8 protein-coding genes are annotated in these 11,896 nt (G+C 71.3%); 2 read left to right on the forward strand and 6 right to left on the reverse strand.

Annotated elements, in window-relative coordinates:
- Window positions 1–103: 103 nt before the first annotated feature.
- The 5 genes from VFJ94_RS13430 to VFJ94_RS13450 all read right to left on the reverse strand — a co-directional run bounded on the left by VFJ94_RS13430 (window position 104) and on the right by VFJ94_RS13450 (window position 6,750).
- Window positions 104–1,231, reverse strand: a complete 1,128-nt coding sequence (locus VFJ94_RS13430) for an ABC transporter ATP-binding protein (RefSeq protein ID WP_325004722.1) — start codon at window positions 1,229–1,231, stop codon at window positions 104–106.
- Window positions 1,228–2,223: an ABC transporter permease gene (locus VFJ94_RS13435; RefSeq protein WP_325004723.1), complete on the reverse strand. Its 996-nt coding sequence runs from the start codon at window positions 2,221–2,223 to the stop codon at window positions 1,228–1,230. The genes VFJ94_RS13430 and VFJ94_RS13435 overlap by 4 nt, the downstream gene beginning before the upstream one ends.
- Before the next feature lie 90 nt (window positions 2,224–2,313).
- Complete coding sequence (locus VFJ94_RS13440) at window positions 2,314–4,050, reverse strand: ABC transporter substrate-binding protein (RefSeq protein ID WP_325004724.1); 1,737 nt, start codon at window positions 4,048–4,050, stop codon at window positions 2,314–2,316.
- A 60-nt stretch (window positions 4,051–4,110) separates the two neighbouring features.
- Window positions 4,111–5,124: an ABC transporter permease gene (locus VFJ94_RS13445; RefSeq protein ID WP_325004725.1), complete on the reverse strand. Its 1,014-nt coding sequence runs from the start codon at window positions 5,122–5,124 to the stop codon at window positions 4,111–4,113.
- A gap of 228 nt (window positions 5,125–5,352) precedes the next feature.
- Complete coding sequence (locus VFJ94_RS13450) at window positions 5,353–6,750, reverse strand: replication-associated recombination protein A (protein WP_414654612.1); 1,398 nt, start codon at window positions 6,748–6,750, stop codon at window positions 5,353–5,355.
- Window positions 6,751–6,767: 17 nt separating this feature from the next.
- Here VFJ94_RS13450 and VFJ94_RS13455 point away from each other — a divergent pair, with 17 nt between their 5' ends.
- Together VFJ94_RS13455 and VFJ94_RS13460 are read left to right on the forward strand one after the other, a co-directional pair.
- A complete protein-coding gene (locus VFJ94_RS13455) occupies window positions 6,768–8,972 on the forward strand; it encodes an MMPL family transporter (RefSeq protein WP_325004726.1) in 2,205 nt (734 codons plus the stop codon).
- The gene (locus VFJ94_RS13460; protein WP_325004727.1) at window positions 8,969–9,790 is read left to right on the forward strand and encodes a GNAT family N-acetyltransferase; all 822 of its coding nucleotides are present in this window, start codon (window positions 8,969–8,971) and stop codon (window positions 9,788–9,790) included. The genes VFJ94_RS13455 and VFJ94_RS13460 overlap by 4 nt, the downstream gene beginning before the upstream one ends.
- A 10-nt stretch (window positions 9,791–9,800) precedes the next feature.
- On the opposite strand, the gene aspS is transcribed toward VFJ94_RS13460, so the two are convergent.
- Window positions 9,801–11,621, reverse strand: coding sequence for an aspartate--tRNA ligase (aspS, locus tag VFJ94_RS13465; protein WP_325004728.1), 1,821 nt, complete (start codon window positions 11,619–11,621; stop codon window positions 9,801–9,803).
- Between the last annotated feature and the right edge of the window lie 275 nt (window positions 11,622–11,896).

Below are 11,896 nucleotides of genomic sequence, written 5' to 3' on the forward strand. Positions count from 1 at the left end.
GACGGGACCTGCTGCGTCGACTGCGGGGTCGACTGCGGCGCCGGCTGGCTCGGGTGAGACACGGACGACCACTCCTTCGGGTGTGGGTGGTTGGGCACCGCCGTCATGCGAGCCCCGGCTGGACCTCGGACCGGAAGATCTCCGCGGGGTCCTTGAGGTGACAGCGCGACAGGTCGGGGACTCCGGGGTAGTGGGCCACGAGCTCCGGCAGGACGGTCACGCACGCGTCTCCCTCGACCCGGTCCGGGTAGCGACAGCGCGGGTGGAACGGGCAGCCCGACGGCACGTTGACCAGCGACGGCGGGTTGCCTCGGATGGGACGTAGCTGCTCGGCATCGGCGTTCACCGACGGGATGGACTCGAGCAGTCCCCACGCGTACGGGTGGTTCGGCCGCAGCAGCACCTCCTCCGCGGTGCCGTACTCGACCGCTCGGCCGGCATACATGACGAGGACGTCATCGGCCACCTCGGAGACCACCCCGAGGTCGTGCGTGATCATGATGATCGCGGAGCCGAACTCCTTCTGCAGGTCATTGAGGAGGTCGAGGATCTGCGCCTGGACGGTCACGTCGAGCGCCGTCGTCGGCTCGTCGGCGATGAGCAGCTTGGGGTCGTTGACGAGAGCCATGGCGATCATGGCCCGCTGCCGCATCCCCCCGGAGAACTCGAACGGATACTGGTCGATGCGCCGCTGGGGGTTGGGGATGCCGACCCGGTCGAGCAGCTCCAGGGAGCGCCTGCGCGCCACCGCCCTGGAGACGTTGTGGTGCTCGCGGTAGGCCTCGGAGATCTGCCACCCCACCTTGAAGTACGGGTGCAGGGACGACTGGGGGTCCTGGAAGATCATCGACGCGACCTGGCCCCGGTACTTGCGCATGTCGTTGGAGCTGAGGCCGACGAGCTCGTCCCCGCCCAGCTTGATCGAGCCGGTGATCCTCGTGCGCTTGAGGTCGTGCAGGCCCATGATCGCCATGCTCGACACGCTCTTGCCCGACCCGGACTCGCCCACGATGGCAAGGGTGCGGCCCAGCGGCAGGTCGTAGCTGAGGCCCTGGACCGCCTTGACGACGCCCTCGGCGGTCGGGAACTCCACCCTGAGGTCCCGCACCGACAGGTAGGCCTCGCCGCCCGTGGGAGAGACGGCCCTGCGGGTCCGGGCGACCATCTCGGGCCCGCGCTGGAGGCGGTCAGGCGCTCCCGGCGTCACGGCGGTCGGGGTGGTCTCGGTCATGCAAGCCTCACACGGGGGTCGAGGAAGGAGTAGACGATGTCGACGGCCAGGTTCATGGTCACGAGGACCACCGCACCGATGATCGTGGTCGCCATGATGACGGGCAGGTCGAAGTCCCGGAAGCTGCGCAGCACGAGGTTGCCGAGGCCGTTGAGGCCGAAGATCGACTCAGTGAAGATCGAGCCGACGATGAGCGCCGCGATGTCCAGGCCGTAGATCGTCACGACCGGGGTGATCGCCGAGCGCAGCGCGTGCCGGAAGGCGACCCGACGCTCGCTGAGGCCCTTGGCGCGCGCCGTGCGCACGTAGTCCTCGCTGAGCGACTCGATCATCGACCCGCGGGAGTAGCGCGCGTAGGCCGTGGAGTTGACGAGCCCGAGCACGAGCCAGGGCGTGAGGTAGTTGAGGAACCACTTGACCGGTCCGTCCCCGAAGAACGTTGCGCCGCTCGGCCTGGGCAGCACCTGGAACTGCAGGACGAGGTAGAGGAAGGTGAGCAGGGCCACGACGTAGTAGGGGATGGAGCTGAGGACGAGCGTCGACCCGACGAGCAGCCGGTCGGCCCGCGAGCCCCGGCGCCGCGCCGCCATGGAGCCCATCAGGACACCGAACGTGAAGAAGATGACCGACGCTCCGAGCACGAGGGTGAGCGTGACGGGCAGGGCGTCGAGGACCATCTCGAGGACCGGTCGGTCGTTCTTGTAGGAGTAGCCGAGGCACGGCGCCGCACAGTTGCGGATCACGCCGCCGCTGGCGAAGTCGCGCCCGGCGACGATGCCCTGCAGGTACTCCCACAGCTGCACGAGAATGGGTCGGTCGATGCCGAGGCTCTTCTTGATGTCGTTGTAGCGGTCCGGCGTGCACCTCGCCTCGCCACACACTGCGCCGGCAGGGTCCGTCGGCGCCACGAAGAAGAGGGCGAACGACGCGACGATCGCCGCGAAGACGACGGAGATGGCGCTGGCGATGCGCCGGACGAGGTAGGGCAGCACGGGCGGGTCTCCAGGGTAGGTGGTGCTGAGACCGGGGTCCGGTGGGCGGAGACGCCCCGCCCACCGGACCTCGTCAGTCGGTGACCTTCTTCACTGCTTGACGTAGAGCTGCGTGAAGATCGGCAGGCCCTGGGTCGGGTCGTTCTGGGCTGCACCGATCTTGGAGCCCGCGAGGTAGGCCGCCTTGTCGTAGTAGAACGGCAGCGCCGGCAGGTACGTCTCCAGGATGTACTTGTCGAGCTCGCCCCACTTCGCCGGCTGCTCCTCGATCGGCAGCTTGCTGATGGCGTCGATCTTCTGGTCCAGCGCCGGGTCGCTCAGCTGCCCGATGGAGTTCTTCGCCGGGATCGAGCTGCTCTTGAAGAGCACCGGGAACCACGAGGAGCCGCTCGGCCAGTCCGAGCACCAGCCGCGGGGGGACCACAGCATGTTGATCGGGTTGGGTGCCGGGTCGTACTTGTTCGTGTAGGACCGGAGCTTCGCCTTGGGCACACCGATCGGCTTGACGGTGAAGCCGGCCTTCTCCAGCATCTGCTGGCGGAAGGCGGAGACCTTCGTCGCGGTCTGGCTGTCGTTGGAGTAGTACCACGCGAGCGTGAAGCCCTTGCCGCCCGTGGCGGCCATGAGGGCCGCCTTGGCGGCGGCCGGGTCGCCCTTGCCCTTGCCGTTGAGGTTGGGCAGCTCGAACTTGGTGTAGCCCGGCACGGCCGGCGGCAGGATCGTCGAGGCGGGCTGGGTGCTGATCGGGGTGTTGCCGGAGACCTTGTTCATCCCCTCCCAGTCGTAGGCCATGGCGATGGCCTTGCGGACGGGGAGCGGGATCTTGCGCGTGTCCAGCTGCTCCACGATGGTGCAGGGGCTCTCCCCGGTGATGAGCTGGCTCTTCTTGTCGGGCGTGACCGAGGGCACGACCGTGGCGTCGATGGCGTCGACCTCCATGGAGGTGGCGTCCTGTCCCTGGCCGAGCAGGACCTGCTTCTGGGCGGTGACCGCGTCACCCCCCCACTTGAAGTGGAAGCCGTCGACGTACTGGTGGCGCACCGGGTCGGTGCTGGCGTCCCAGTTGGGGTTCTTGACGAGCTTGAGCTCCTGGCCGGCCGTGTAGCTCTGCCACATGTAGGGGCCGGTCGTCATCGGGCTCTTGTCGTAGTTCTGCTTCGTGTCCTTCCCCTTGGGGATGGGGGTGAACATCGTGAAGGCACCGAAGAAGGGCAGGTCGGGGAACGGCTTGGCGAGGTGGATGACGAGCGTGTTGTCGTCGGGCGTCTCCACCCCCGAGTAGGTGTCTCCCGAGGTGTACGGGCCCTTGTACTTGTCCGCGTCCTTGAAGTAGTCCAGCTGGTACGTCGGGCCGGCGTCGTAGATGTCGTGGGCGAAGGAGCGCTTGACGGCGTAGGCGATGTCCTGGGCCTTCACCTCGGAGCCGTCCTGGTACTTGATCCCCTTCTTGATCTTGAAGGTCCACGTCAGCCCGTCGGCCGAGGCCTTGCCCAGGTCCTCGGCGAGGTCGGGCACGAGCACCGGCTTGCCACCCCGGATGTCGAACTGGGTCAGCGTCCGGTAGGTCAGCTTGCCGATCTGGAACCCGTCGACGTAGTAGATGTTCGTCGGGTCGAACGTGTCGGGAGTCGACTCCTCGAGGACGGTGATCGTGCCGCCCTTCTGCGCGCCCGGGATCTCCTTGGCCGGCCCCTTGGCGGTGGCGTCGCTCACCTGCGACTGGGCGCCACCGATGTTGTCACCCCCCGTGCTCCCACCGGTGCTCTGCCCGGACGGCGCGGCGCAGGCGGCAAGCCCCACCAGGCCGGCGGCGGCGATGGCAGACACGCCCCTTCTTGGAACCATTGAGTCTCTCCTTCACAGTTACTACTTGGCCACGCCGCACGGTCAGCGGCGAGTTCTGGGGTCGAACGCGTCCCGCACGCTGTCCCCGAGCCATGAGAGGGCAAGGGTGAGGACCGAGACGCTGAAGACCGGGATCCACAGGTAGAGCGGGTCCACGGAGTAGTAGTTCTGGGCACGCGAGATGAGCTGTCCCCAGGACGGGATCGGGTCGATGAGGCCGACCCCGAGGAACGAGAGCCCGGCCTCGGCGACGATGTAGGCGGGCACGGCGAGGCTGAACTGGATGACGATCGGGGCCACGAGGTTGGGCAGCAGCTCCCGCGCGAGCGTGCGCCTCGTCGGCACGCCGAGGACCTTCGCGGCCTGGACGAACTCGCGCTCGCGCAGCGAGAGCACCTCGCCGCGGATCAGCCGCGCCAGGCTCGCCCATCCGAAGAACGCGAGCACGCCGATGAGCGAGAAGAACCGGATGTTCGCGTTGTCCTCGGCGCTCACCACCTCGATGCCGCCCTTGATGCTGACGATGATCGGGACGACGGCGATGGCGATCAGCAGGTAGTTGAGGGAGAGCACGAAGTCGACGACCCAGCTGATGACGCGATCGACCCAGCCGCCGAGGAAGCCGGAGAGCAGGCCCATGGTGACGCCGACCACCGACGTGATGGCGGAGGCCACGAAGGCGATCGTGAGGCTGGGCCGGGCGCCATAGGCCCACTGCGCGAAGAGGTCACGGCCGGTCGCAGGCTCCACCCCGAACCAGTGGGAGGAGGTGGGCCCGATGACCGGCAGCAGGTAGGCGTCGACCAGGTCGGTGTTGAAGTCCGCGTAGTTCTGACCCTCGATCGCGGACAGCACCGGGGCCAGGACGGCCACGAGGATGAAGAACACGACGACCCCCAGGCAGGCCATCGCCATCTTGTCCCTGCGGAGCCGGCCCAGCGCGATCTGCGAGGGCGACCGGCCGGGTGGGTGCTTCTCGGGCGGGCGCGACGGATCGACGAGAGGCGCGCTCACCTCCGCCTGGATCTCGGCCGCAGCGCCCGACAGCGTGCTCAACGGGTGCCTCCGTCCTCGGGGGATCTGGTCACGATGCGTGATGGTGAGCCGAACTCGACGTCCCTCCGGGCAGCACGACCACGGCGCCTTCGATCCCTCAGGACGCCGTCACATTGCCACACGCTCGGGCCCCGTCCAAGGATCACGACCCCGTTGGATGACAAATCGTTACCGGACTTCACGTTTGGTCCCCGCGCATCGCCGGTCAGAGTCCGAATTGCGCGCAGATCATCCGCCCGACGGCCCCCCGCCCAGCCGGTCCTTCAGCCATCCGAGCCGCACGCGCAGGCGCTCCTCGAACCCCCTGCCCGTGGGCCGGTAGTAGTCGGTGCGTCCGGCCAGGTCGTCCGGGAGGTACTGCTGCGCGGCCACCGCGTCCGGCTCGTCGTGGGCGTAGCGGTAGCCCACCCCGTGGCCGAGACGCTCGGCACCGGCATACCCGCTGCCCCGCAGGTGCGCCGGGACCGCGCCGCCGCGCCCGGCGCGCACGTCGGCGATGGCCTCGTTGATCCCGACGTATGCCGCGTTCGACTTGGGCGCGAGGCAGTTGTGGACGACCGCCTGGGCGAGGATGATCCGCGCCTCGGGCATGCCGATGGAGGCGACGGCATGCATGGCCGCGACTGCGGTCTGCAGCGCCGTCGGGTCGGCCATGCCGACGTCCTCGCTCGCGGCGATGACGATGCGCCGGGCGAGGAACCGGGGGTCCTCACCCGCCTCGAGCATGCGGGCGAGGTAGTGCAGGGCGGCGTCGACGTCGCTGCCGCGCATCGACTTGATGAGCGCGCTCGCCACGTCGTAGTGCTGGTCCCCGGCCCGGTCGTAGCGCACGGCTGCCTGGGCCACGGCCTGTTCGACGTGGGCGAGGGTGATCGCGACGGGACCGGCGGCCACGGTGCCGGCCGGCAACGCGTCGAGGGCGACGCCGGCCGCGGCCTCGAGCGCGGTCAGCGCACGCCGGGCGTCACCGCCGGAGATCCGCACGAGGTGCGCGACGGCGTCCTCGTCGAGCGTGTGCGCCCCGGCGAACCCTCGCTCGTCGGACAGTGCGGCGCGCACGACGTCCTCGATGTCGGCATCGGACAGCGACCCGAGGGTGACGAGCACCGAGCGGGACAGCAGGGGGGCGATGACGGAGAAGGACGGGTTCTCCGTGGTCGCCGCGACGAGGATGACGGTCCGGTTCTCGACGCCGGGCAGCAGCGCGTCCTGCTGTGCCTTGGTGAACCGGTGGATCTCGTCGAGGAAGAGGACCGTCTGGCGGCCGTAGAGATCCCGCTCGCCGACCGCCGACTCCATGACCGACCGGACGTCCCGGACTCCGGCCGTGACGGCGGAGAGCTCGACGAAGCGCCGGTCGGCGGCCGTCGCGACGAGGTGGGCGAGCGTCGTCTTCCCCGTGCCCGGCGGCCCCCAGAGGATGGCCGACAGCGGCCCGGCCGCCCCGCCTGAGCCCTCGATGAGCCGGCGCAGCGGGCTGCCGGGCCGCAGGACTGCCGACTGGCCACGGACCTCCTCGAGCGTGCGGGGGCGCATCCGCACCGCGAGCGGCGCGGCGCCCGCGGCGGCGGGCTGCCTCTCCCGCTCGGCGGCCCCCGCGGCACCGAACAAGTCGTCGGACGTCACTGTGGAAGGCTATCTCCGTGCCTGCGGCCCCGACTTCCGACCCGTCCGCGCGACGGACCACCCTGTCCAGGCTGGGCGGAGCCATCGGCCGCCACCCGGTCTCGTGGATCGCCGGCTGGCTCGTCCTCGCGGTGGCCGCCTTCGCCGTCGCGGTCGGGGGCGTCACGGGCGAGTCGCTCTTCGACCGGCTGCAGTCCGGGGAGCCGAGCGTGGAGGGCCAGTCCCAGCAGGCGCGCGCCATCATCGCCGCCATGCAGCCGAGGGGCGAGAGCCTGCTGCTCCAGGTCGACGGAGCACCGCTCACGGATGCGGCGGCGGTGCGGGCCGCGGCCGCCGCGACGGCCCGGGTGGGCTCGGTCCCGGGAGTGGCGGCCGTCCGGTCCCCGCTGCTCGCTCCCGGCGGCCTCACCGATCCCGCAGTCGCACCCCTCCTCGCCGGGGGCAGCCCGGCCGCGGGACGCTTCGCCACGGTCGTCGAGTTCGACAAGGACCTCGACGGGCAGGCGCAAGAGGCAGCGACGGCCGCCGCCGAGCAGGGACTCGACGAGGTGGTGCGGGCGCTGCCCGGCGCGACGGGATCGTTCGGCAGCACCGACCGGGTCGTCTCGGCCATCACCGGCACCGTGGAGCGGGACCTCGTCCGTGGCGAGGGCATCGCGCTGCCGCTGACGTTCGTCGTGATGCTCTTCATCTTCGGGGGCCTCGTCGCGGCCGGCCTGCCCATCGTCGGGGCCGTCGTCGCCATCGGCGGGGCGCTGCTGGCCCTCTTCGGCTTCTCGCACCTGCTGGGCCTGGACGCCACCGTGGTCAACATCGTCACGCTGCTCGGCCTCGGGCTGTCGATCGACTACGGCCTGCTCACCGTGAGCCGCTTCCGTGAGGAGCTCGCCGTCCCGCGCGGTCACCGGTCGTTGCGCCGTGCCGACGTCGTGGCGGCGACCGAGCGCACGCTGGCGACCGCCGGGCGCACCGTCCTCTTCTCGGGCGTCACCGTGGCCATCGCCCTGTCCGGCCTGCTCGTCTTCGAGGCCGAGATCATGAAGGCGATCGGTCTCGCCGGGGTCAGCGTCGTGCTCGTCGCCATGCTCGTGGCGGTCACCCTCGTGCCGGCCCTCGCGGTGCTCGGCGCCCGGCGCCTGGCCCGGAGAGGGCCGGGCCGCGAGACCGACGAGGGGGCGTTCTCCGCGCTCGCCCGCTCGGTGCAGCGGCGCCCGGTCGCCGTCATCGCCGTGGTGGCCGCCGCGCTCGTCGCCCTGGCCCTGCCCACCCTGTCGATGCGGCTGGCATCCTCGGGGACGCACCTGCTCCCGGTGGAGGCCCAGCAGCGGGTCTTCTTCGACCGCCTCGCGACCGACTACCCCGCCCTGTCGAGCCCCGACGTGATGGTCGTGGCGCGCAGCGAGGACACCGCGGCGGTGACCAGCTGGGCCGCAGACCTCGACTCGATGGCGGGGGTCTCGTCCGTGGCGGTGCGGCCGCTCGGCACGGCATACCAGCTCGTCAGCGTGGCGGTCGACGGCCAGCCCTCCTCCGACGACGCACAGCGGGTCGTGACGCACGTGCGGGAGTCGGGCGCGCCCTTCCAGACCTGGGTGACGGGCGAGGCGGCCGGGCAGATCGACTTCCTCGCGTCGATGAACCACGGGGCCCCGTATGCCGTGGGGCTCGTCGTCCTCGGCACCGTCGTGCTGCTCTTCCTCATGACGGGGTCCCTGGTCATCCCCGCCAAGGCGCTGCTGCTCAACGTCATCTCGCTCGGGGCCGCGCTCGGGGTGGTCGTGTGGGTCTTCGAGGACGGCCACCTGCAAAGGCTGCTCGGTTTCTCCTCCGTCGGCGCGGTCGAGTCGATGGTGCCGTTCCTCGTGCTGGCGTTCGGCTTCGGCCTGTCGATGGACTACGAGGTGTTCCTGCTCTCCAGGATCGCGGAGTTCCACTCGTCCGGCGTGCCGAACGACCGGGCGGTCGCGCTGGGGCTGCAGCGCACCGGCCGGATCATCACGTCGGCCGCGCTGCTCATCGTCATCGTCTTCGCCGGCTTCGTCGTGGGGGACATCCTCATCATCAAGGAGATGGGCGTCGCCCTCGTGTCGGCCATCCTCATCGACGCGACGCTCGTGCGGATGCTCCTCGTCCCCGCCACGATGACGCTCCTCGGGCGGTGGAACTGGTGGGCGCCGGGGCCCCTGCGGCGGCTGCACGCCCGCTTCGGGATCGCCGAGTGACGGCCCAGCTCCTCCGGCACGAGGGTTTCGCGGCGCTGCTCGCGGAGACGGGGGACCACCCGTTCGTGCGCTACGACGTGTCGCCCGCCCTCGCGACCACGTGGTGGCAGGTCCGGGACGCGGTCGCCTTCCGCCGCACCGGACACCGGGGCCACGCCTCGTGGACCGTGCTGGGCAGCGACGAGGGCGTGGCCGCGGTCGTCCACGCCCTGCCCGGGCTGCTGCGGGAGCAGGGGCCGGTGCGACCCGGCCGCGCCGGGCACGACGGCCGGGCCGGGCACGACGGCCGGGTCGGGCGACGCCCGGCCTCCGTCTCGGTCCCGCAGCACCTCGAGCCGCTGCTGCACGAGCGCTTCCGGGTCTCCGGAGGCGGCGACTGGGAGTGGTTCTTCACCACGCAGGCGCCGGCCGAGGTGGACTCGGCCGAGACGGTCGTCCCGCTCGACCACGTGGCGCGGCGCGACGAGGTGGCGGCGTTCCTCGCCGCACACTCGCCGACCGCCGACACCCAGCCGGGCGGCCCCGAGTGGTGGTTCGCCGTCGAGTCCCCGGGCCACGGGCTGCGGGCGGTCACGGCATACGGCCTGACGGGGTCCGGCGCCCCGATCCTCTCCTCCGTCGCCGTCGACTCCGCCGCGCGAGGTCGCGGGCTCGGACGCCGGATCGTGGGGACCGTCACCCGGCTCGCGGTCCACGAGCGCGGGGTCTGCACCCTCGCGATGTACTCCTCCAACGCCGGGGCTCGCGCGCTCTACCGGTCGCTCGGCTACACCTGCCCGGTGGCGTGGGCGAGCCGGGCCGTGCTGCCCCTTCCGTGAGCGCGGCGGCTCAGGCCGGCACGCCCTTCGGCTCGGCGCTCGACTCGCCCCGCGGCTCGGGCACCGCGTCCACCCCGGCCTCGCGGCGCTGCTCGGCGGTGATGGGGGCCGGTGCCGCGGTGAGCGGGTCGTATCCGCCACCCGACTTGGGAAAGGCGATGACCTCGCGGATCGACTCGGCGCCCGAGAGCAGGGCCGTGATCCGGTCCCAGCCGAAGGCGATGCCGCCGTGCGGCGGCGCCCCGTAGGCGAAGGCATCGAGCAGGAAGCCGAACTTCTCCTCGGCCTCCTCGTGCGAGATGCCCATGACCTCGAAGACCCGCTCCTGGACCTCGCGCCGGTGGATACGGATCGAGCCGCCCCCGATCTCGTTGCCGTTGCACACGATGTCGTAGGCGTAGGCCAACGCCGAGCCGGGGTCCGTGTCGAAGGTGTCCTCGGACTCGGGCTTGGGAGACGTGAAGGCGTGGTGGACGGCCGTCCACGCGCTGTAGCCCAGCGCGACGTCGCCGGAGGCGGTGGCGTCGGCGGCCGGCTCGAAGAGCGGTGCGTCGACCACCCAGAGGAACGACCACGCCGACTCGTCGATGAGGCCGCAGCGGCGGCCGATCTCCAGGCGCGCGGCCCCGAGCAGCGCGCGAGCCGCCTTGGCCGGGCCGGCCGCGAAGAAGATGCAGTCCCCCGGCGCGGCCCCGACGTGGGCGGCAAGCCCGGCCCGCTCGGCGTCGGTGAGGTTCTTCGCGACCGGACCGCCGAGGGTGCCGTCCTCCTGGACGAGGACGTAGGCCAGGCCCTTGGCCCCGCGCTGTCGCGCCCACTCCTGCCAGGCGTCGAGCTGCTTACGCGGCTGCGCGGCACCACCGGGCATGACGACGGCGCCGACGTGCTCGGCCCGGAAGACGCGGAAGGTCGTGTCGGCGAAGTAGCTGGTGCAGTCGACGAGCTCGTGACCGAAGCGCAGGTCGGGCTTGTCCGTGCCGTAGCGCGCCATCGCCTCGGCATACGTCATCCGCGGCAAGGGCGCCTGCAGCTCGACCCCGATGAGGCGCCACAGCGCTGCGAGGATCTCCTCGCTGAGAGCGATGACGTCGTCCTGCTCCACGAACGACATCTCGACGTCGAGTTGGGTGAACTCTGGCTGCCGGTCGGCCCGGAAGTCCTCGTCGCGGTAGCAGCGCGCGATCTGGTAGTAGCGCTCCATCCCCGCCACCATGAGCAGCTGCTTGAACAGCTGCGGACTCTGGGGCAGGGCGTACCACGTGCCCGGGCGCAGGCGGGCCGGCACGAGGAAGTCGCGCGCGCCCTCCGGGGTGGAGCGGGTCAGCGTCGGCGTCTCGATCTCGACGAAGTCGTGCCGCCCCAGGACCTCGCGTGCCGCGGCGTTGACCTTGGAGCGGAGCCGGAGCGCGGCGCCCTGCGCGGGGCGGCGCAGGTCGAGGTAGCGGTACTTCAGCCGGGCCTCCTCCCCCACGCTCACCCGCTCGTCGATCTGGAACGGCAGCGGGGCCGAGGGGTTGAGGATCTCGAGCTGCCCGGCGACGACCTCGATCTCGCCCGTGGGCAGCTCCGGGTTGGCGTTGCCCTCGGGTCGCTCGCGCACCTCCCCGGTGACCCGGACGCAGTACTCGTTGCGCACGTCGTGCGCGCCGCCCTGGGCCAGCACCTCGTCGCGGGCGACGACCTGGACCACCCCGGAGCCGTCCCGCAGGTCGAGGAAGGCCACGCCGCCGTGGTCGCGGCGCCGGGCCACCCAACCGGCGAGGACAACCGTGTGGCCGACATGGCCGTTGCTGCCGGCGCGGAGCGTGCCGGCCTCGTGACTGCGGAGCACTGGGGGTCCTTCCAAGGAGATGACGGGGGGCATGGCGTATGCCGTGGCAGCCGCACCGTGGCAGCCGAACGCGGTGACGCCGGACGGGCACCGACCGCCAATCCTACGGCGTGCGCCCGCCGCCCCCCTCCACCTCGAGTGGCCACTTCCGCGCACCCGGGGGCCCCCGCCCACCTCGAGTGGCCACTTCCGCACACCCCCGGCCGCCCCCGCCCACCTCGAGTGGCCACTTCCGCACCCCCCCGGCCGCCCCCGCCCACCTCGAGTGGCCACTT

Origin of the sequence: Intrasporangium sp., from assembly GCF_035688975.1 — a bacterium.
In the GTDB taxonomy this organism is placed as follows: domain Bacteria; phylum Actinomycetota; class Actinomycetes; order Actinomycetales; family Dermatophilaceae; genus CALMNV01.

Bases quoted from the DNA above. Each gene is read 5' to 3' on its own strand.
- VFJ94_RS13430 (WP_325004722.1), bottom strand. From the start codon at position 1,231: ATGACCGAGACCACCCCGACCGCCGTGACGCCGGGAGCGCCTGACCGC.